The sequence below is a fragment of the Comamonas koreensis genome (assembly GCF_021026195.1).
Lineage (GTDB): Bacteria > Pseudomonadota > Gammaproteobacteria > Burkholderiales > Burkholderiaceae_C > Comamonas > Comamonas koreensis.
The window spans coordinates 64,984-86,597 of record NZ_JAJNCT010000003.1; the positions used below are offsets into that span (position 1 = coordinate 64,984).

17 protein-coding genes and 1 pseudogene are annotated in these 21,614 nt (G+C 64.1%); all 18 read left to right on the plus strand.

Features of this window, described 5'->3' with window-relative positions; genetic code table 11:
- Nucleotides 1–71: 71 nt before the first annotated feature.
- Nucleotides 72–827 (plus strand): RNA pseudouridine synthase, encoded by a 756-nt coding sequence (locus tag LPW39_RS00315; RefSeq protein ID WP_230770433.1) that lies wholly within the window; start codon nucleotides 72–74, stop codon nucleotides 825–827.
- A gap of 320 nt (nucleotides 828–1,147) precedes the next feature.
- A complete protein-coding gene (locus tag LPW39_RS00320; protein WP_133856971.1) occupies nucleotides 1,148–2,257 on the plus strand; it encodes a CobW family GTP-binding protein in 1,110 nt (369 codons plus the stop codon).
- A 443-nt stretch (nucleotides 2,258–2,700) separates the two neighbouring features.
- Nucleotides 2,701–3,186: pseudogene (gene dksA, locus LPW39_RS00325) on the plus strand (RNA polymerase-binding protein DksA); the annotation flags it as partial.
- Between the two features lie 42 nt (nucleotides 3,187–3,228).
- Nucleotides 3,229–4,896 (plus strand): hypothetical protein, encoded by a 1,668-nt coding sequence (locus LPW39_RS00330; protein ID WP_230770435.1) that lies wholly within the window; start codon nucleotides 3,229–3,231, stop codon nucleotides 4,894–4,896.
- Between the two features lie 108 nt (nucleotides 4,897–5,004).
- A complete protein-coding gene (gene hslV / locus LPW39_RS00335; protein WP_116926500.1) occupies nucleotides 5,005–5,550 on the plus strand; it encodes an ATP-dependent protease subunit HslV in 546 nt (181 codons plus the stop codon).
- Nucleotides 5,551–5,634: 84 nt separating this feature from the next.
- Nucleotides 5,635–6,951, plus strand: a complete 1,317-nt coding sequence (gene hslU / locus LPW39_RS00340) for an ATP-dependent protease ATPase subunit HslU (protein ID WP_230770436.1) — start codon at nucleotides 5,635–5,637, stop codon at nucleotides 6,949–6,951.
- Nucleotides 6,952–7,339: 388 nt separating this feature from the next.
- The gene (mraZ, locus tag LPW39_RS00345) at nucleotides 7,340–7,765 is read left to right on the plus strand and encodes a division/cell wall cluster transcriptional repressor MraZ (RefSeq protein ID WP_230770437.1); all 426 of its coding nucleotides are present in this window, start codon (nucleotides 7,340–7,342) and stop codon (nucleotides 7,763–7,765) included.
- A gap of 7 nt (nucleotides 7,766–7,772) precedes the next feature.
- Entirely contained in the window at nucleotides 7,773–8,702 is a 930-nt protein-coding gene (rsmH, locus tag LPW39_RS00350; RefSeq protein ID WP_407928768.1) for a 16S rRNA (cytosine(1402)-N(4))-methyltransferase RsmH, read from the plus strand.
- Nucleotides 8,703–8,745: 43 nt separating this feature from the next.
- The gene (gene ftsL, locus LPW39_RS00355) at nucleotides 8,746–9,030 is read left to right on the plus strand and encodes a cell division protein FtsL (RefSeq protein ID WP_133857029.1); all 285 of its coding nucleotides are present in this window, start codon (nucleotides 8,746–8,748) and stop codon (nucleotides 9,028–9,030) included.
- Entirely contained in the window at nucleotides 9,027–10,772 is a 1,746-nt protein-coding gene (locus LPW39_RS00360) for a peptidoglycan D,D-transpeptidase FtsI family protein (RefSeq protein WP_230770438.1), read from the plus strand. Before ftsL ends, LPW39_RS00360 begins: the two co-directional genes overlap by 4 nt.
- Entirely contained in the window at nucleotides 10,769–12,304 is a 1,536-nt protein-coding gene (locus LPW39_RS00365) for a UDP-N-acetylmuramoyl-L-alanyl-D-glutamate--2,6-diaminopimelate ligase (RefSeq protein ID WP_230770439.1), read from the plus strand. Before LPW39_RS00360 ends, LPW39_RS00365 begins: the two co-directional genes overlap by 4 nt.
- A gap of 2 nt (nucleotides 12,305–12,306) precedes the next feature.
- Nucleotides 12,307–13,722, plus strand: coding sequence for a UDP-N-acetylmuramoyl-tripeptide--D-alanyl-D-alanine ligase (locus LPW39_RS00370; RefSeq protein WP_230770768.1), 1,416 nt, complete (start codon nucleotides 12,307–12,309; stop codon nucleotides 13,720–13,722).
- Complete coding sequence (mraY, locus tag LPW39_RS00375; RefSeq protein ID WP_230770440.1) at nucleotides 13,716–14,894, plus strand: phospho-N-acetylmuramoyl-pentapeptide-transferase; 1,179 nt, start codon at nucleotides 13,716–13,718, stop codon at nucleotides 14,892–14,894. Before LPW39_RS00370 ends, mraY begins: the two co-directional genes overlap by 7 nt.
- Nucleotides 14,895–14,899: 5 nt before the next feature.
- A complete protein-coding gene (gene murD / locus LPW39_RS00380) occupies nucleotides 14,900–16,876 on the plus strand; it encodes a UDP-N-acetylmuramoyl-L-alanine--D-glutamate ligase (RefSeq protein WP_407928761.1) in 1,977 nt (658 codons plus the stop codon).
- The gene (gene ftsW / locus LPW39_RS00385) at nucleotides 16,873–18,141 is read left to right on the plus strand and encodes a putative lipid II flippase FtsW (protein ID WP_021026165.1); all 1,269 of its coding nucleotides are present in this window, start codon (nucleotides 16,873–16,875) and stop codon (nucleotides 18,139–18,141) included. The genes murD and ftsW overlap by 4 nt, the downstream gene beginning before the upstream one ends.
- Complete coding sequence (gene murG / locus LPW39_RS00390; protein WP_230770441.1) at nucleotides 18,138–19,202, plus strand: undecaprenyldiphospho-muramoylpentapeptide beta-N-acetylglucosaminyltransferase; 1,065 nt, start codon at nucleotides 18,138–18,140, stop codon at nucleotides 19,200–19,202. The genes ftsW and murG overlap by 4 nt, the downstream gene beginning before the upstream one ends.
- The gene (gene murC / locus LPW39_RS00395) at nucleotides 19,199–20,632 is read left to right on the plus strand and encodes a UDP-N-acetylmuramate--L-alanine ligase (protein ID WP_230770443.1); all 1,434 of its coding nucleotides are present in this window, start codon (nucleotides 19,199–19,201) and stop codon (nucleotides 20,630–20,632) included. The genes murG and murC overlap by 4 nt, the downstream gene beginning before the upstream one ends.
- A complete protein-coding gene (locus LPW39_RS00400) occupies nucleotides 20,629–21,603 on the plus strand; it encodes a D-alanine--D-alanine ligase (protein ID WP_230770445.1) in 975 nt (324 codons plus the stop codon). The genes murC and LPW39_RS00400 overlap by 4 nt, the downstream gene beginning before the upstream one ends.
- The last annotated feature ends 11 nt before the right edge of the window (nucleotides 21,604–21,614 follow it).

Here is a 21,614-nt window from a genome sequence, read left to right on the forward strand (position 1 = left end):
ACTGCAGGGCTTTTGCTATTTTTGAAGGAGCGGATGGTGCGGTACCGTGCCACGCCGCAGAGTTGCTGCCCATGCAAGCCCAAGACCCCCAAGCCATTCGCCTGTCCAAGCGCCTGGCGAGCGACATCGGTTGCTCGCGCGCCGAGGCCGAGCACTATATCGATGCCGGCTTTGTGACGGTGGATGGCCAGATCCAGGACACCCCGGGCGCCCGCGTGTTGCCCAGCCAGACCGTGGCATTGCAGACTGGCGCCGATCTGCGCCCGATCCAGCCCGTGACCCTTGTGCTGCACAAGCCTGCGGGCTACAGCCTGCGGGCGCTGGAGCCCGGCCGCACAGGCCTCAGCGCGCTGGACCTGCTGACGCCCGAGCACCTGGCCGAGGTGGACACCCCACAGCCCGTCCGGCCCTTGCCGCGCCATTTTCGCCACCAGCAGTTTTTGCTGCCCATTCCTCGCGCTGCCAGCGGTTTGGTGGTCTACAGCCAGGATCCGCGCATCATCCGCCACCTGACCGAAGAGGCGGATTTGCTGGAGCAGGAATGCCTGGCCGAGGTGCAAGGCGAGATGATCGAGGATGGCCTGGCCCTGCTGGCCAATGGCCTGTATGTGGATGGCGACCGCCTGCCGCCGCTGAAGGCCAGCTGGCAGAACGAGACCCATCTGCGCTTTGCGCTCAAGCGCGTGGCGCCCGAGTGGCTGCCCGCCATCTGTGCTGCACTGGGGCTCGAGCTGGTGTCGCTGAAGCGGCTGCGCATTGGCCGGATCTCTCTGAGCAAGCTGCCCCAGGGCCAATGGCGCTATCTGCAGGGCTACGAGCGTTTTTAAGGCGCCCCAGCGGTCGGAGGAGATAGGTCTATAGCTTGGCGCGGTTTTGGTATCAATTTGATAGCGTATTGCGGCGATCTGGCTTGGGTTTGATGCAGGCCAAGCCCCGAAAATGCCCTGCCTGCAAAACATGCCACAATAGCCCGCTCTTGGTATAGCCACAGAATTTACCTGCAGCTGCCTTGATATTGCCTCGCATGGCCCCACATAACGATGTTTGATACAAAGGCCTGTGCTTGCGCGATGGGCCGGTGGGCGGGCAAGTCTGGCGCGTGGCGCGGCTTGCGAGCGCTGCCTTATGTGTAACTATCAGGGGTCCTATGTCACTCATTCCAGTCACCATCCTTACCGGCTTTTTGGGCTCGGGCAAAACCACGCTGCTCAAGCGCGTGCTGCATGAGTCGCACGGCATGAAGATTGCCGTGATCGAGAACGAGTTCGGTGAAGAAAACATCGACACCGACATTCTCAAGACGGAATCCAAGGAGCAGATTCTGCAGATGAGCAATGGCTGCATCTGCTGCACCATCCGGGAAGACCTGCGCGAAGCGCTGCAGCTGCTGGCGGCCAAGCGCCGCAAGGGCCTGGTGGATTTCGAGCGCATCGTGATCGAAACCACGGGCCTGGCCGATCCCGGCCCGGTGGCGCAGACCTTCTTCATGGATGAAGAGATCGCCGAAACCTATTTGATCGACTCCATCATCACCCTGGTGGACGCCAAGCATGCCGGCCAGCAGCTCGACACGCGCCAGGAAGCACGCCGCCAGGTCGGCTTTGCCGACCAGATCTTCCTGTCCAAGACCGATCTGGTGAGCGAGGCCGACAAGGACGCGCTGGTCCACCGTCTCAAGCACATGAACCCGCGCGCACCGATCCGTGCCGTGCATTTTGGCGATGTGCCGCTGAAGGACGTGTTCGATCTGCGCGGCTTCAATCTGAATGCCACGCTCAACATCGACCCGGACTTTCTCAAGGAAGAGGGCCATGACCACGAGCATGTGCATGACGAGCATTGCGGCCACGACCATGACCACGGCCATGTGCACGATGAAAACTGCGGGCACGACCATGGTCACGACCACGAACATGGCGAGCACTGCAACCACCCGCACCACCACCACCATGACGACGACGTCAAGAGCTTCGTCTACCGCGTGGACAAGGCCTTTGACCCCGCCAAGCTGGAAGACTTTCTGGGCGCCATTGTCAACATTTATGGCCCGCGCATGCTGCGCTACAAGGGTGTTCTGGCCATGAAGGGCACCGACCGCAAGGTGATTTTCCAGGGCGTGCACCAGCTGATGGGCAGCGATCTGGGTCCTGAGTGGGCTGCCGACGAGCGCCGCCAGAGCAAGATGGTCTTCATTGGTATTGATTTGCCGCAGGACATCCTGCGCCAGGGCCTGGACCAGTGCGTGGTTGAGGCCTGATGGCCGAGACGGGGCGGCTCCGGGTGCGTACCCCGGGGAAACCCCGCGTTGCGCCGGGGCAGCATCCCCTTGTTGCTGTGCAGCGATGCCATATACAATCGCGGCCCGAAATGCAGCAAAGCAGGCCAGCGGCGAGATACGGTTTCCGTGGTTCGTCCATAAGGTATCGAGGAGAGAGTGCGGTGTTTCGAGGGGCTTTGGCCTGTTGGGCACGGTGCTGAAGGAGAAGGAGGCTTGTGCAAGCGAGCTGTACGCTGCCAGTGACTGGCAGCGTGGGCCTGCAAGATGACGGAGTTGCGGGCACCGGCCCGACTTCAAGATGTGCCTGGGTCCCGCTGGGATTCGGGCAAGTTGATCAGGGGGCGGAGCCTGTCGGGCTTCGCACCTTTTGTAACGAGACGGACATCCGTCGCATGTAAGAACTGCGCTAGCCAGTCGAGAGAACTATGCCTACCACTACGCAAACCATCCCTAAACGCGACGCCAAGCTGGCCAATGCTTGGAAGTCCAAGACGGTAGACACCCTCACTGACGATGAGGTGCTGTCCATGCCGGAGAGCGAATACATGAACGAAGTCCAACTGGCGTTCTTTCGCAAGAAGCTGGTGGAGCTGAAGACCGGTATCCACCTCAATGCCGATGCCACGACGGAAAACCTGCGGGAAGATACCGTGGTCGTGCCCGATCCGGCAGACCGCGCTACCATTGAGGAAGAGCATGCGCTCGTCTTGCGCACGCGTGACCGTGAGCGTAAGCTCTTGAAGAAGATCGACCAGTCGATCAGCCGCATTGATGCGGGCGACTATGGCTACTGCGATGAGACGGGCGAGCCTATTGGAGTGGGCCGTCTGCTGGCCCGTCCTACGGCAACCTTGTCGCTGGAAGCGCAGCAGCGCCGTGAATTGAAACAAAAAATGTTTGGTGATTGAGGCTGAGGCAGCGCACCGGACACACAAGGGGAGGGAGTAACCATGAGTGAGGCTCACAAGCCAAACAAGGGTTTGTTGTCCAAAGTGGTGCGCTTTGTAACCAAACCGACCACGCAGTGGTCGGAGTTGGACAAGACGCCGGAGCCAGAGAACCCGGAGGCGCAGTTCTCCAAGCAGGCGCTCAAGGAAATCATGGAGCGCAAGCGCCGCAATGATTTTGTGCGCAAGCTGGAGTTTGACCAGCTGCGCAAGATCCGGCGCGAGGCCAACAAATCCAGCAGCGCCGATGGGCAGGGTGCTGCCAGCTCGGCCGCCATGCTCGAAGGCGGTGCGGCACCCGATGCCGCTGCCCTGGCCGCCGGCAAGCCCGCCCACCCCTCGCACACCATCGAGAAAATCAACCAGATCGAGCGGCAGATGTCCAAGCAGTGGTGGTCTGGCGATGGCGCGAGCGTGCCTGCTGCGAATCCCACCGCGCCCGGCGAGGTTGCACCGACCAGCGCGCCGGTTCCCGTTGCCTCTGGTTCTGCCTCCTTGGCGGCGCAGGCCGAGGCGGCTGCGGCTCCCGCTGTGGCGGCGGTACCGCAGGCCGCTCCAGCAGCCTTACCTGCTGCCGCTTTTGATGCCCAGGTCGAGTCTGGCCGGTTTATCCACGATACCGATCTGGAAGAAGCAGCGGTGCTGTTCGCCAATGGCGATGCCGCTGGTGCGGAGGCCTCCCTGTTGGCCTTGGTGCAGCAGCGCCGTGGCGATCTGATGGGGCAGCTGACGATCTGGCTGACCCTGTTTGACCTGTACCGCGCCACAGGTGACCAGACCAAGTTTGATTTCCACGCGATTGAATTTGCCAGCAAATATGGCCGCTCCGCGCCTGTCTGGTTCTCGATGCCGCAGGAGCTGGGTGCCAAGGCCTTGCAGACCGGTGATGCCCCCGCCGAAGACGTGCGGCTGCTCAACTGGCAGGCGCCGCCAGTGCTCAGTACCGCTGCACTCAGTGGGCTGCAAGGCAACCTCAAGCGCTTTGCGCCACCCTGGACCCTGAACTGGTCCCGGGTGACCGAGGTCCGCGACGAGGTGGTGGCCGGGCTGCTGGCGCAGTTCAAGATGTGGGCGGACAAGCCCGATGCACGCCTGGTGTTTGTCGGCGCAGACCATTTGCTGTCGGTGCTGGAAGCACAGACGCCGGTGGGTGACAACGCGGTGGCCCAGGACCGCTGGTCGCTGCGCATGGCCTTTTTGCGTTTGCTGCAGCTGGAGCAGGATTTCGAAGCTGCAGCGCTCGATTACTGCATCACCTATGAAGTATCACCGCCTTCCTGGGTGCCGCCACGCGCGGAGACAAGCAGCGACAGTGCGCGTACCGGCGCACCTGCTGCACCAGATATGTCGCTGGCGCTGGATCCTCCCGAAAGAAAGCCCGTGGTGGCCGACAGCCCGCAGGCCGTGCTCGAAGGGATTGTGGAGGGCGATGTGGCCCGCCAGCTCGATGGGTTCACGCCAATGGTCGAGCCTGGCATGCCGTTCACGGTGCGCTGCGACCGCCTCATGCGCATCGATTTTGTCGCGGCCGGCTCGGTGCTCAACTGGGTGGCCGAATGCCAGCAGAAGAACGTGTTGGTGCGCTTTGGCAACCTGCACCGCCTGAATGCCGTGTTCTTCAACCTGATCGGCATCAACGAGCACTCCATCGTCAACCAGCGGGAAAATTGATTGGATGGCAATGCCCGCCGACAAACGCACCCCTGGGTGCGTTTTTTTCTGCCTGCAGCGCGGCGGCCTTCTTGGAAAAGCCGGGCCAGGCTCTATATAGGCAGGACTATGGAACAGTATCACGGCACAACCATCCTCAGCGTGCGGCGCGAAACCCCGCAAGGCATCCAGGTCGCTATCGGCGGCGATGGCCAGGTCACCCTGGGCAATATTGTGGTCAAGGGCACTGCGCGCAAGGTGCGCAAGCTCTATGGCGGCAAGGTCCTGGCGGGCTTTGCCGGCGCCACGGCCGATGCCTTTACCTTGTTCGAGCGCTTCGAGGCCAAGCTGGACAAGCACCAGGGCCAGCTGACCCGTGCAGCCATTGAGCTGACCAAGGACTGGCGCACCGACCGCGTGCTGCGCCGTCTGGAAGCGATGCTGGCAGTGGCCGATCACTCGGCCTCGCTGATCATCACCGGCAATGGCGATGTGCTGGAGCCCGAGCAGGGCATTGTGGCCATCGGATCGGGCGGCGCCTATGCGCATTCGGCCGCCAAGGCGCTGCTGAACAACACCGATCTGTCGGCCGAAGAGGTGGTGCGCAAATCGCTGGGCATTGCCGGTGAGCTCTGCATTTACACCAATATGCACCACACCATTGAGACCTTGTAAGCGCCCCGCTTGCAGCCCCGCCATTTCCCCACTGATCGACAGCTGTACCCGTTGCTAGGCGGGTGCCAACCGGATTTTTGCACTATGTCCTCGATGACACCCCAGGAAATCGTTTCTGAACTCGACAACCACATCGTCGGCCAGGCCAATGCCAAGCGGGCCGTCGCTATCGCGCTGCGCAACCGCTGGCGCCGCCAGCAGGTCGCTGACGGCCTGCGCCAGGAGATCACGCCCAAGAACATCCTGATGATCGGCCCCACCGGCGTAGGCAAGACCGAGATTGCGCGCCGCCTGGCCAAACTGGCCGATGCGCCCTTCATCAAGGTCGAGGCGACCAAGTTCACCGAGGTGGGCTATGTAGGCAAGGATGTGGATGCCATCATCCGCGACCTGGCCGAGGTGGCCGTCAAGCAGACCCGTGCATCGGATGTGAAGAAGCTGCGCGTGCGTGCCGAGGATGCTGCTGAAGAGCGCATTCTGGATGTGCTGCTGCCGCCCGCCCGCACCGGCGAAGCCGCACCCGATACCAGTACGCGCCAGGTGTTCCGCAAGAAGCTGCGCCAGGGCGAGCTCAATGACAAGGAAATCGACATCGAGGTGGCTGAAGCCAAGCCCCAGCTGGAGATCATGGGTCCCCAGGGGATGGAAGAGATGGCCGAGCAGCTGCGCGGCATGTTCAGCCAGATGGGCCAGGAAAAGCGCAAGGTGCGCAAGCTCAAGATCAGCGAAGCGCTGCAACTGATCACCGATGAGGAAGCGGCCAAGCTGGTGAACGAGGAAGATGTCAAATCCCGCGCGATCGAGAACCTGGAGCAGAACGGCATTGTCTTCATTGACGAGATCGACAAGGTGGCGACGCGCCAGGAAACCAGCGGCAGCGATGTTTCCCGCCAGGGCGTGCAGCGGGATCTGCTGCCGCTGGTCGAAGGCACGGCCGTGTCGACCAAGTACGGCATTGTGAAGACCGACCACATCCTGTTCATTGCGTCGGGCGCGTTCCATCTGGCCAAACCCAGTGACCTGATCCCCGAGCTGCAGGGGCGGTTTCCGATCCGCGTCGAGCTGGGCTCGCTGTCGGTGCAGGATTTCGAGGCCATCCTGACGCAAACCCATGCATCCCTGATCAAGCAGTACGAAGCGCTGCTGGCCACCGAAGGCGTGAAGCTGCAGTTTGAAGCCGAGGGCATCACCCGTTTGGCGCGCATTGCCTTTGACGTCAATGAGCGCACCGAAAACATCGGTGCCCGCCGCCTCGCCACGGTGATGGAGCGGCTGCTCGAAGAGATCAGCTTTGATGCCACCAAGCTCGGTGGACAGGCGGTGGTGATTGACGCCGCCTATGTCGACCAGCGCCTGGGATCCCTGAGCCAGAACGAGGATCTGTCTCGTTACATTCTCTAACCCAGATTGCGCTTTGTGGCGCAGTTTTGTGCAAGTGCCCGCCCTGGTTGGCGGGCACTTGCTTTTCGTCCAGCCGCCGCAACTGGGCTTGTAGGAGAACGTCTAGTTTTGTAACAAAAGCCTGGGAGATGGTAATCCCTGATAGCGCCGATTTTGCTAAGAGTCTGGATATAGAGGCGATTGTAAGTGCCTATCAAATAAGAAGATTTTTATGAACGTTTTTTCGTGGTGTGCGTTATAAGTTATTGATTTACTTGTATTTTCATTGCAAATCATTGTCGTGAAATGTGGCGCGCTCTGGAATTCCTGATACAGTGGGGAAAAGTGCAGTTTTGTGGGAAAAAGTGCACTTGCCTGTCCTCCGAAACCCCGAACCAGAGACCACACCGTGTTTCAAGGAGCTTCCTCACTCAGTCTTGATGCGAAAGGTCGGTTGTCCATACCGACCCGGCATCGTGACGCGCTGACGAAGCCGGGCCCGACCCTCACCATTACCCGCCATCCCCATGGCTGCCTGATGATCTTCCCGCAGGATGCCTGGGCGGTTTTCAGCGCGCGGATGGCGCAGGTCAAGATGGGTGAGCAGGTGCTCAAGCGGATTTTTCTGGGTAGCGCGATGGATGTGGAAATGGATGGCACCGGCCGCGTGCTGGTATCTCCCGAGCTGCGTGCTGCTGCCAACATCTCCAAGGATGCGATTCTGATGGGGATGGGCAGCCATTTTGAATTGTGGGACAAGGCGACGTACGAGAAGCAGGAGGCTGAAGCCCTGCAGAATCTGCCGCCCGATGCCCTGGATAACTTTGCATTCTGAGGTGCATGTGGAAACCAAGAACTACCTGCACACTACCGTCCTGCTGAACGAAGCCGTCGATGCCTTGTTGGAGGCCAGCGTCGACATGGACCCGGTCTTTGTCGATGGGACTTTCGGCAGAGGCGGGCACTCCCGCCTGGTGCTGTCCAAGTTGCCGGCCGAGGGCCGGCTCATTGCTTTTGACAAGGACGTCGAGGCGATTGCCGAGGCCGGCAAGATTGCGGACGCCCGTTTTTCCATTCGCCATGAGGGCTTCAGCCACATGGCGCAGCTGCCTGCCGCATCGGTGGCAGGCGTGCTGCTGGATCTGGGAGTCAGCTCCCCGCAGATCGACAGTCCCGAGCGCGGCTTCAGTTTCCGCTTCGATGGCCCGCTCGACATGCGCATGGACACCACCCGAGGCCAGAGTGTGGCCGAGTGGTTGCAAGAGGCGGAAACACAGCAAATAGCGGAGGTGATTCGTGACTTCGGTGAAGAACGGTTTGCTGGGCCCATTGCAAAGGCGATTGTTGCGCGGCGGGAGGCTGGCTCGCCAGTCGCCACCACTGCCGATCTGGCCGAGCTCGTGGCTGGCACAGTCAAGACCCGCGAGGCTGGGCAAAATCCAGCCACGCGGACATTCCAGGCTCTTCGGATTTTCATTAATGCCGAGCTCGAAGAGCTCGAGCAGGCGCTAGAGGCCAGCCTGCGGGTGCTGGCACCCGGCGGCCGTCTGGTGGTGATCAGCTTCCACTCGCTGGAAGACCGCATCGTCAAGCAGTTCATCGCCAAGCATTCCAAAGAGGTGTTCGATCGTCGCGCACCCTTTGCAGCGCCCAAGCCGATGCTGCTCAAGGCGCTGGACCGCATCAAGCCCAGCGAGGCGGAGGTGTCTGCCAACCCACGCGCCCGCAGTGCGGTGATGCGCGTGGCCGAACGTACCGAGGTGGCTGCATGACGACCCGCAGCTTGCCCGGCATCTGCAGCAGGAGGCGGCTGTGCTGTTGCGCCTGAACATTCTGCTGCTCATGGTGACGATCGTCAGCGCGATGGCGCTGGTGCAGTCGCAGTATGAATCGCGCAAGCTGTTCACCGAACTGGACCGCGCGCTGGCCGAGTCGCGCCAGCTGGAGACAGACCACCAGCGCCTGCAGGTGGAAAAGCGGGCCCAGGCCACGCCGCTGCGGCTGGAGCAGCTCGCCCGCGAAAAGTGGGGCATGCAGACAGCCACGCCAGCCGTCACAGTGTATGTGCCTGAGCCAGGCAACGGATCGGTGGCGCCATGAGCAAGGACATGCGCTACTCCACCAGCCCCTTGCTGGCCGAGCGCACGCCGATGTGGCGCAGCCGCTTCATCATGATTGGCCTGGCGCTGGCGTTTACCGGCCTGATTGGCCGCGCCGCTTATGTGCAGGTCATCGGCAATGATTTCTTTCTGCGCCAGGGTGAAGTGCGCTTTGCCCGCACCATCGAGCTGCCTGCGAACCGGGGCCGCATCCTGGACCGCAATGGCCTGATTCTGGCCTCCAGCGTGCCCGCTGCCAGCATCTGGGCGATTCCCGAAGATGTGGACCAGGACGACCCGGCGACCAAGGGCAAGATTGCCGAGATCGCCAAGCTGATGGGCATGCCCCAGGCGCAGCTCGATGCGAAGCTGGCCGATGAGGACAAGTCCTTTGTCTGGATCAAGCGCCAGCTCGATTGGGACATCGGGCAGAAGATCAAGGCGCTGGATGTCAAGGGCATCTACCTGCGCAAGGAATACAAGCGCCAGTACCCCGAAGGTGAGTCTGCAGCCCACGTTGTGGGCTTTACCAATGTGGAAGACCAGGGCCAGGAAGGCATGGAGCTGGCCTTCAACACCGAGCTGGGCGGCAAAGCCGGCTCGCGCCGCGTGATCAAGGACCGCCTAGGCCGCATTGTGGAGGGTGTGGGTGTGGAGACGCCGCCGCAAGAGGGCCAGGACATCCAGCTGTCCATCGACAGCAAGGTGCAGTTCTTCGCCTACCAGAAGCTGCGCGACCAGGTAGCGGCCTTCAAGGCCAAGGCCGGCAGCGTGGTGGTGATGGATGCCCATACCGGCGAAGTGCTGGCGCTGGCCAACTACCCCAGCTATGACCCGAACAACCGCTCGCGCCTGACCGGCGAGCAGCTGCGCAACCGCGCGATTACCGACACTTTCGAACCCGGCTCGACGATGAAGCCCATTACCGTAGGCACGGCGCTGGAGCTGGGCCGGGTCAAGAACACCACCATCATCGACACCGCCCCGGGGCGCTATGCGATTGGCGGCTTCACCATCAGCGACACCCACAACTATGGCGCGCTGACGGTGGATGGCGTGATCCAGAAGTCCAGCAACGTGGGCGCGCTCAAGGTAGCGCAGAAGATGACGCCGCAAGAGATGTGGAATGTGCACTCGGCGCTGGGTTACGGCCAAAAGCCCCAGATCGCGTTCCCGGGTGCGGCCAGTGGCCGCCTGCGTCCCTGGAAGAGCTGGAAGCCGGTCGAGCAGGCCACCATCTCCTACGGCTACGGCCTCTCGGCCTCGCTGTTCCAGATGGCGCGTTCCTACACCGTGTTCTCGAACGACGGCAATGTGATTCCCGCGACCATGCTCAAGCGCGCAGGCCGCCCCGCTGGCACGCCGGTGTTCTCCAAGAAGACTGCCGAGTTGGTGCGCCACATGCTGTGGATGGCCGCTGGCCCCGGCGGTACGGGCCAGAAGGCGCAGACTGTGGGCTACTCCATCGGCGGCAAGTCGGGTACGGCCCGCAAGCAGCAGGGCCGGGGCTATGCCGCAGGCAAGTACCGCGCCTGGTTCACCGGCATTGCACCGATTGAGAACCCACGCATCATCGTGGCCGTGATGGTCGATGAACCCAGCCAGGGCAGCTTTTACGGCGGTACCGTCGCCGGCCCGGTGTTCAGTGAAGTGGTGCAGCAAACCCTGCGCCTGATGGGCGTGCAGCCTGATATGTCGGTCAAGCCGCAGATCGTGGCCAACGATGTGGAGGAGCCGCTATGAGCGCGACCACGACCGTGGCCACCGTCCACAGCACTGCCGCCGCCGTTGAATGGCTGCGCGAGCGTGTGACCAGCAGCACCTTGCAAACCGACAGCCGCCAGGTGCAGGCCGGCGATGCCTTCATCGCCTGGCCGGGTGGCGTCAACGATGGCCGCGCCTATGTGACGCAGGCCGTGCAGCGCGGCGCCGCCGCCTGCCTGGTGGAGCAGGCTGGCTTGGATCAGTTTGATCTGCAAGGCATGCCGGTTGCGGCCATGCCGGGCTTGAAGGCCGCCACTGGCCCGATCGCCAGCGCCTGGTTTGGCCAGCCCAGCGAGCAGCTGGATGTATTGGCCGTGACGGGCACCAATGGCAAGACCAGCATCAGCTGGTGGCTGGCCCAGGCGGTGAGCCATCTCTGCGAAGCCGGCGTGCTGCAGCACCGGGGCTGCGCCATGGTCGGCACCCTGGGTGTCGGCATTCCGCCGCACCAGCTCGATGTGACCGGCATGACCACCCCCGATCCGGTGCTGCTGCAGCGCGCCTTCCGGGGCTTTGCCGATGCCGGCTACGGCGCTTGCGCGATCGAGGCCTCGTCCATCGGCATTGCCGAGCACCGCCTGGCGGGCACACGCATCCGGTTGGCCATCTTTACGAATTTCACCCAGGACCACCTGGACTACCACGGCAGCATGGACGCCTACTGGGCCGCCAAGGAGGCGTTGTTCCATTGGTCCGGCCTGCAATCGGCCGTGGTCAACCTGGACGACGCCCGGGGTGCGGCACTGGTGGCATCCTTGGCCGGTGGTGCGCTGGATCTGTGGACCGTTTCCGTGGATAAGCCCAACCAGGCCCGTCTGTCTGCCCAGTCCATCCGCGCGGGCGACCGTGGCCTGGTGTTCGAGGTCGTAGAGGCCGGCGCCGAAGCCGCTGCCGTGACCCTGCACAGCCAGGTGATTGGCCAGTACAACGTGCTCAACCTGCTGCAGGTGATGGCCAGCCTGCGGGTGCTGGGTGCGAGCTTGCAGCAGGCGGCTGAGGCTTGCGCGGTGCTGGCGGCCGTGCCGGGCCGCATGGAACAGGTCAGCCAGGAGGGTGCGCCCTTGGTGGCCATCGACTACGCCCACACCCCCGATGCGCTGGAAAAGGCCTTGCAGGCGCTGCGCCCGCTGGCTGTGCAGCGCGGCGGCCAGCTGTGGTGTGTGTTTGGCTGTGGCGGCAACCGCGATGCTGGCAAGCGCCCGCTGATGGGCCGCATTGCCCAGGCGGGTGCCGACGAAGTGGTGGTGACCAGCGACAACCCGCGCGGCGAGCAGCCCCAGGCCATCATCGACGACATCTTGCGCGGCATGACGCCCGATGCGCATTGGCATGTACAGGCCGACCGCGCGGCCGCCATCGCAGAGGTGGTGCTGCGCGCGTCCAGCCAGGATGTGATTTTGCTGGCCGGCAAGGGCCATGAGGATTACCAGGAAGTGGCCGGCGTGAAGCTGCCCTTTCTCGATGCCGCGCAGGCCCATGCTGCGCTGGCCAAGCGGAAAGAACAACTATGAGCATGATGACCCTGCACCAGGCGCTGGGCTTCATACAGCCCCTTGTCCCCCAGGCCCGACTGGTGGGAGATGGTGCAGTGCCGCTGCTGCGCGTCCATTCGGACTCGCGCAGTTTGCAGGCCGGTGATTTGTTTGTGGCGCTCAAGGGTGAGCGCTTCGATGCCAACCAGTTTCTGGCCCAGGCCCAGGCATCAGGTGCGGCGGCCGCGCTGTGCCATGCCGACCCCGCCGAGGCCGGCCTGCCCGGCATTGTGGTGCCCGATACCCTGGCTGCGCTGGGTGCCTTGGCCACCGGTTGGCGTGCGCAGTTCCCGCTGCCGCTGATTGCGGTGACGGGCAGCAATGGCAAGACCACGGTCACCCAGATGCTGGCGAGCATCCTGCGCGCCCATGCCGGCGATGCCGCCTGGGCCACGCGTGGCAACCTGAACAACGAGATCGGCGTGCCGCTGACCCTGCTGGGCCTGACGGCTGCGCACTGCGCTGCCGTGGTCGAGCTGGGCATGAACCACCCTGGCGAAATCGCCGTGCTGGCCGCGATGGCGCAGCCCCAGGTGGCTCTGGTCAACAACGCCCAGCGCGAGCACCAGGAGTTCATGCACACGGTGGAAGCCGTGGCCCGCGAAAACGGCAGCGTGCTGGCCGCGCTGCCGGCCGATGGCGTGGCCGTGTTCCCTGCCGGTGATGTCTATACCCCCTTGTGGCAAGAACTGGCTGCCGGCAGGGCGACCTGCCTGTTCGGCGAACAGGCCGATGGTGCCCAGGCCTATGCCAGCGATGTGCTGTGGCGCGATGGCGCCTGGCAGCTGCAGCTGCACCTGCCCGATGGCACAGCGCCCGTGGTGCTGCAGATTGCCGGCCGCCACAACGTGCGCAATGCGCTGGCCGCTGCCGCGTCGGCCCATGCCGCCGGTGTGCCGCTGGCCGCGATTGCCCAGGGCCTGTCGGCGTTCGAGCCGGTCAAGGGCCGCTCGCGCGCGCTGGCGTTGCCCGTCGCGGGCCGCAGCCTGACGGTGGTCGACGACAGCTACAACGCCAACCCGGATTCGGTAGAGGCCGCGATCCAGGTGCTGGCCGAGCTGCCGGCTGCCCAGCTCCTGGTGCTGGGTGATATGGGCGAGGTGGGCGACCAAGGGCCCCGGTTCCATGCCGAAGCCGGCGCGCTGGCCAAGCAGCAAGGCATCGCCCAGCTGTTTACTTTGGGTGCCCAAAGCCAGTCGGCCGCCGAGGCCTTCGGTGAGGGGGCCCAGCATTTCGAGAGCATGCCTGCGTTGCAGGATGCGGTGTGCAAATTGATGCCTCAATTGGGCAGTGTGTTGGTCAAAGGTTCGCGGTTCATGAAGATGGAGCAAGTGGTGCAGGCGATGCAGTCGTGCGCAGACAAGGGGCCCAGCGCCCGTGAGGAGGCCGCATGCTGATTGTGCTCGCCAGCTGGTTGCAAAGCCTGTCGCCCGAATTCGGCTTTCTGCGCATCTTCCAGTACCTGACCTTCCGCGCCGTGATGGCGGCGATGACGGCGCTGGTGATTGGCCTGGTGGCCGGCCCCAAGGTGATCCGCACCTTGTCTGCGCTGAAGATCGGCCAGCCCATCCGAGGCTATGCGATGCAAAGCCATTTGAGCAAGAGCGGCACGCCCACAATGGGCGGCGTGCTGATCCTGTTGGCGATCACCATCTCGACCGTGCTGTGGTTTGACCTGTCCAACCGCTTTGTCTGGGTGGTGCTGATCGTCACCTGGGGTTTTGGTGCCATTGGCTGGGTCGATGACTGGCGCAAGGTGGTCAATAAGGACCCCGAAGGCATGCGCTCGCGCGAGAAGTATTTCTGGCAGTCGGTGCTGGGCCTGGCTGCCGCGCTGGCCCTGGTGTTCTGCATCTCGGAAAACACCAATGCCGAGGTCTGGAGCCTGTTCGTCAGCTGGGTGCAGTCGGGCTTCTCGCTGGATCTGCCGCCCAATGCCGGCCTGATGGTGCCCTTCTTTAAGCAGGTGAACTACCCGCTGGGCGTGCTGGGCTTTGTGATCATGACCTACCTGGTCATCGTCGGCGCCAGCAACGCGGTCAACCTGACCGATGGCCTCGATGGCCTAGCCATCATGCCGGTGGTCATGGTCGGCTCGGCACTGGGCGTGTTCGCCTATGTGACCGGCAGCGTCAATTTCTCGCGCTACCTGCTGTTCCCGCACATTGGCGGCACCGGGGAGTTGCTGGTGTTCTGCTGCGCGATGACGGGCGCGGGCCTGGCTTTCCTGTGGTTCAACACCCACCCAGCCCAGGTCTTCATGGGCGATGTGGGCGCGCTGGCCCTGGGCGGTGCGCTGGGCACGATTGCGGTGATCGTCCGGCAAGAGATTGTGCTGGCCATCATGGGCGGCATCTTTGTGGCCGAGGCCGTGTCCGTGATGATGCAGGTGGTCTGGTTCAAGTACACCAAGAAGCGCTATGGCGAAGGCCGGCGCCTGTTGAAGATGGCCCCCTTGCACCACCACTTTGAAAAGAGCGGCTGGCGCGAAACCCAGGTCGTCGTGCGTTTCTGGATCATCACGATGCTGCTGTGTCTGATCGGTCTGTCTACCCTGAAGCTGCGGTGAGCACCATGGCAACCGAGCACCTCCACCCCCTTGATCCCTCGGCAGAGGCCGAGGCTGCGCCGCTGGCGCCCGTGGTAGCTCCCGAGGCTGCGGCCGACCTGGTGCAGCCTGCCGAGCTGCAGTCTGAGCTGGCAGCCGCTGACGCCGATGCGCCAGCGCTGGCGCAGCCCTTGCCTGAAGATGAAGCCCCTGTGGACGCGGCTGCCGATGAAGCAGCCGTTGTGGCCACCGATGCTGCAGCGGCTCCAGCTGCCGACGCCTCGGCAGTGGACATGGCCCCGGTACCCGATGTGTCGACCCTGACCGCCGCCAAGGATGCGGCTGCCTTTGTCGCGCAGATTTTTGCTGACCCCAGTGTGTCTGACGCGGCCAGCAGCGAGGTCACGGCGGTCGATGTGCAGCCCCAGGAGGCCGAAGTGGTCTATGCCCCAGTGCCGGCCCAGTGGCCGCAGGGGCAAGCGCATCCGCTGCAAGGCCAGCAGGTGCTGGTGCTGGGTCTGGGCACCTCCGGCCTGGCGATGGCACGCTGGTGCGTCCGCTGCGGCGCCCAGGTCACGGTAGCGGACACGCGCGATGCGCCGCCCCAGCTGGCACAGCTGCGCAGCGAGCTGCCCGATGTGCGTTTTGTCGCGGGCGCTTTGACCGCCGCGCTGGTCGATGGCCAACCGGTGCGCGTGGTCTACCGCTCGCCCGGCCTGAGCCCCGAGACCGTGGCCCCCGTCGTTGATGCAGCGCGCGCCATTGGCTTGCCGGTCAGCGGCGAGCTGGATCTTTTCAGCCTGGCCCTGCAGTCGCTGGCCCAGGCGCATGGCTATGCGCCCAAGGTGCTGGCCATCACGGGGACCAATGGCAAGACCACGGTCACCTCGCTCACCGGTCAATTGCTGGCGCATGCCGGCATGCGCACCGCTGTGGCCGGCAATATCGGCCCCAGCCTGCTCGATACGCTGTCGCAGCACATCGATGCCCAGAGCCTGCCCCAGGCTTGGGTGCTGGAGCTGTCCAGCTTCCAGCTTGAAGATGCGCATGCCTTCAACCCGACGGCGGCGACGGTGCTCAACCTCAGCCAGGACCATCTGGACTGGCATGGCAGCATGGCGGCCTATGCGGGCGCCAAGGCCAAGATTTTTGGCAGCGATGCGTTGATGGTGCTCAACCGCGACGACCCGGCCGTGATGGCCATGCTGCCGCCACCTGTGCGTGTCAAGCTGCAGCGCCCCCAACTGCGCCCGCACATCAGCTTTGGCCTGGATCTGCCCACGCAAGTGGGTGACTACGGCCTGGAAGTGGTCAACGGCATGGCCTGGCTGGTACGTGCACAGGACGATGGCAACAGTGCCAGCAACAAGCGCAACCAGGCGGCAGCGGACGATGTGTTCCTGCAGCGCTTGATGCCCGCCGATGCGCTGCGCATCCGGGGCCGCCACAACGCGATGAATGCGCTGGCCGCGCTGGCGCTGGGCCATGCGGCAGGCGCCGGTTTTGCGCCGATGCTGTTTGGCCTGCGCGAGTACCGGGGCGAGCGCCACCGTGTCGAGCCCATCGGCATCGTCAGCGATGTGGAATATTTTGACGACAGCAAGGGCACCAATGTGGGCGCCACCGTGGCTGCGCTGATGGGCCTGGGTGCCGAGCGCCGCATCGTGCTGATCCTGGGCGGTGAGGGCAAGGGCCAGGACTTTTCGCCACTGGCCGCGCCCGTGCTGCGCTATGCGCGTGCCGTGGTGCTGATTGGCCGCGATGCGCCGCTGATCGAAGCCGCATTGGCCGACACCGGCGTGCCCCTGCTGCACGCCCCCAGCATGGACGATGCTGTGCTGCTGGCCAGCCAGAAGGCGGTTGCCGGTGACGCGGTGCTGATGTCGCCGGCCTGCGCCAGCTTTGACATGTTCCAAAACTACGGCCACCGCGCCGAAGTCTTCTGCCAGGCCGTTGCGGCGCTGGCCGAGGAACGCGGTACCAGCCTGGAGGTGCAGCCATGAGCGCCGACACCGGACTGCGCAGCAGGTTCTCGGGCTGGTTCAAGCCGGCCGGGGAAAAGCCTGTCGATATCCTGCCGGTGCGCGTGGGTGGCAATGAATACCGCCAGACGCCATCGAACACCACCAATATCTTTGGTGCCGACCAGGTGCTCATCTGGCTGGTGGTGGCCATTCTGTCCTGGGGCATCGTCATGGTGTTCTCGGCCTCGATCGCGATGCCGGACAACCCGCGCTTCGGCAAGATCGCGCATTACTACTTCTTCCAGCGCCACCTGATGAGCGTGGGCCTGGGCTTTGTGGCGGCGGTGCTCACCTTCCAGATCCCGATGAAAGTCTGGGAGCACTGGGCGCCCTGGCTGTTCATTGCGTCGATCCTGCTGCTGATTGCGGTGCTGATTCCGCATGTGGGCACGGTGGTCAATGGCGCGCGCCGCTGGCTGTCGCTGGGCATCATGAACTTCCAGCCCTCGGAGCTGGCCAAGATCGCGGTCATCATGTATGCCGCCGATTACATGGTGCGCAAGATGGAGGTCAAGGAGCGCTTCTTCCGCGCCGTGCTGCCGATGGGGCTGGCCGTGGGCATTGTCGGTGCGCTGCTGCTGGCCGAGCCCGACATGGGCGCCTTCATGGTGATCGCCGTGATCGCCATGGGCATTCTGTTCCTGGGTGGCGTCAATGCCCGCATGTTCTTTCTGATCGCGCTGGTGCTGGTAGCGGCCTTTGCGCTGATCGTGATGACCTCGGAATGGCGGCGCGAGCGTATTTTTGCCTACCTGGATCCCTGGAGCGAAAAGCATGCACTGGGCAAGGGCTACCAGCTCTCGCATTCGCTGATTGCGATTGGCCGGGGCGAGATCTTTGGCGTGGGCCTGGGTGGCAGCGTCGAGAAGCTGCACTGGCTGCCCGAGGCGCATACCGACTTCCTGCTGGCCGTGATCGGTGAGGAGCTGGGCCTGGTGGGCATCATTGCGCTGCTGGGTCTGTTCTTCTTCATGATCCGCCGCATTGTCGAGATCGGCCGCCAGGCGATCCGCATGGACCGCATCTTCTCCGGCCTGGTGGCGCAGGGCATTGCGATCTGGCTGGGCTTCCAGACTTTCATCAACGCCGGTGTGAACCTGGGCGCCTTGCCCACCAAGGGCCTGACCTTGCCGCTGATGAGTTTCGGGGGCTCTGCCATCTTGATGAACCTGGTGGCCATTGCCATCGTGCTGCGCATTGACTGCGAAAACAAGGCCATGGGTGCCGGGGGGGCGCGATCATGAGCGGCAAGACGGCACTGATCATGGCTGGCGGCACCGGCGGCCATATCTTTCCCGGCCTGGCCGTGGCCCAGGAGCTGCGCAGCCGTGGCTGGACGGTGCACTGGCTGGGCGCGCCCGACAGCATGGAAGAGCGCCTCGTGCCGCCCCAGGGCTTTGCACTGGAGCGCGTGGCGTTCTCGGGTGTGCGTGGCAAGGGTCTGATGTCCCTGGCCGGCATGCCGCTGCGCCTGTTGAAGGCCTTGCAGCAGGCGCGCGCCGTGCTGCGCAAGGTCCGCCCCGATGTGGTCGTCGGCATGGGTGGCTATATCACCGTGCCCGGTGGCCTGGCAGCCAAGTTGGCGGGTGTGCCCATCGTGCTGCATGAGCAGAACTCGGTGCCGGGCATGGCCAACAAGCTGCTCGCCCGCATGGCCCAGCGTGTGTTCAATGCCTTCCCGGATGCGATTGCCGGTGGCCAGTGGGTGGGCAATCCGCTGCGCGCCGAGTTCCTGCAGCAGCCCGAGCCGGCACAGCGCTTTGCCGGCCGCAGCGGCCCGCTGCAGCTGCTGGTGGTGGGCGGCAGCCTGGGTGCCAAGGCTTTGAACGAGGTGGTACCCCAGGCGCTGGCGCTGATGGCGCCCGAGACCCGCCCCGTGGTCACGCACCAAAGCGGCGCCAAGCAGATCGATGCGCTGCAGGCCAACTACGCGGCTGCTGGCGTGCAAGCCAGCCTGACCCCCTTTATCGACGATGCGGCCAAGGCCTATGCGGATGCCGATGTCATCGTCTGCCGCGCAGGCGCCAGCACGGTGACCGAGCTGGCCGCCGTGGGTGCGGCGGCGGTGTTTGTGCCGTTTCCGGCGGCGGTGGATGACCACCAGACGGCCAATGCGCGCTTCCTGGTGGATGCCGGCGCTGGCTGGTTGGTGCAACAAAGCGCTTTGACCCCGGAAAACCTGGCTCAGATGCTAGAGAATATGCAGCGGACGGGCCTGGTGGACATGGCCCAAAAGGCGAAGAAAATGCAGAAATTGGAAGCTGCCCAGGTGGTGGCGGATGCCTGCGAGGAGGTGGCACGATGAAACACGCCATCCAACGCATTCATTTTGTCGGTATTGGCGGTGCAGGCATGAGCGGCATTGCCGAAGTGCTGCACAACCTGGGCTATGCCGTCTCGGGCTCGGACCTGTCGGACAGCAGCACCATGGCGCATCTGCGCGATGCCGGCATCACCACCTTTGTGGGCCATGATGCGGCGCATATCGCCCAGACCCAGGCGGTGGTGACATCGACGGCCGTGCAGGCCGACAACCCCGAAGTCGTGGCCGCCCGGGCCATGGGCATTCCGGTGGTGCCGCGCGCGCTGATGCTGGCCGAGCTGATGCGCCTGCGCAAGGGCATCGCGATTGCCGGCACCCATGGCAAGACGACGACCACCAGCCTGGTGACCAGCGTGCTGGCCGAGGCCGGCCTGGACCCGACCTTTGTCATTGGCGGCAAGCTCAACAGCGCCGGCGCCAATGCGCGCCTGGGCAGTGGCGAGTACATCGTGGTCGAGGCGGACGAGTCTGATGCCTCGTTCCTGAACCTGCTGCCGGTGATGGCGGTGGTCACGAACATCGATGCCGACCATATGGACACCTATGGCCATGACTTTGGCCGGCTCAAGACGGCCTTTGTCGATTTTCTCAACCGCATGCCGTTTTATGGCAATGCCGTGGTCTGCATCGACAGCCCGGCCGTGGGCGACATCATCGAGCGCGTGGCCTGCAAGGTCACGACCTACGGCCTGAGCGAGAACGCCCAGATCCGCGCCGTGAACCTGCAGGCCGACAACGGCCAGATGCGCTTTACCGTACAGCGCCGCCTGGCCCGGCCTTTGCCCGATCTGGAGGTGGTGCTGAACCTGCCTGGCGAGCACAACGTGCTCAATGCACTGTCGGTGGTCGGGGTGGCGGCTGCCATCGGCATCGACGACGCGGCCCTGCAGCGGGCGCTGCAAGGCTTCAAGGGCGTGGGGCGCCGTTTTCAGCGTTATGGCCAGGCCCGGCTGCCCAACGGCGGCGAGTTCACGGTTATTGACGATTACGGACATCACCCTGTCGAAATGGCTGCCACCATTGCGGCCGCGCGCGGCGCGTTTCCGGCCCGCCGGCTGGTGCTGGCCTTCCAGCCGCACCGCTACACCCGCACGCGGGATTGCTTTGAGGACTTTGTCCAGGTGCTGGGCGGCGCTGATGCGGTGCTGCTGGCCGAGGTGTATGCCGCCGGTGAAACACCGATCGTGGCGGCCGACAGCCGTGCGCTGGCACGCGCGGTGCGTGTGGCTGGCAAGGTGGAGCCGGTGTTTGTCGAGCAGATCAGCAGCCTGCCCCAGCAGATTCTGGACCAGGCGCAGGACGGCGACGTGCTGCTGTGCATGGGCGCGGGATCGATTGGTGCGGTGGCTGCCAAGGTGATGGCATTGGCCGATGGGCAAGAGCGTGTAGCGCCGCAAGGGAGCGCGGTATGAGTGAAACCATGAACAATATTGATGTGAAGGCCTTGGGCAAGGTCGCGGTGCTGATGGGCGGGAGCTCGGCAGAGCGCGAGGTGTCGCTGATGTCCGGCAAGGGCGTGCTGGCTGCGCTGCAGTCCAAGGGCGTGGACGCGCATGCGTTTGACCCTTCGCAGCAGGACCTGGGCGAGCTGCGCAAGCAAGGCTTTGCGCGCTGCTTCATCGCGCTGCATGGCCGCCATGGCGAAGACGGCACGGTGCAAGGCGCGCTGGAGCTGCTGGGCATCCCCTACACCGGTCCCGGCGTGATGGCCTCGAGCATCGCGATGGACAAGATCATGACCAAGCGCATCTGGCGCTTTGAAGGCCTGTCCACCCCCGAGTGGCGCATGGCCGCCAGCGAGCAGGACACGCGCGATGCGCTGGCCGCGCTCGGCGCGCCGATGATCGTCAAGCCCGCACGCGAGGGCTCGACCTTGGGCCTGTCCAAGATCAGCACCCCTGAAGAATGCGCCCAGGCCTATGCGCAGGCCTCCCGCTACGACCCCGAAGTGCTGTGCGAGCAGTTCATCGAGGGCGTGGAAACGACCTGCGCCGTACTGGGCCAGGGCCGCAGCGCCAAGGCACTGCCGGTGATCAGGATTGTTGCGCCAGACGGCAATTACGACTACCAGAACAAGTACTTCACCGACACCACCCAGTACTTCTGCCCCAGCGAGCTGCCAGACGAGATGGACGCGGCGATCCGCGACCTGGCGGAGAAGGCATTCCGCACCCTGGGCTGCCGGGGCTGGTCGCGTGCCGATGTGATGGTGCGCGCCTCGGACCAGCAGCTGTTCCTGCTGGAGATCAATACCTCGCCGGGCATGACCAGCCATTCGCTGGTGCCCATGGCCGCCCGTGCCACCGGCATGAGCTACGAAGACCTGTGTTTGCACCTGGTGGCCCATGCATCGAGCGATGCGGCCCAGGGTGCGGAGCTGTAAGACAAGGAGAT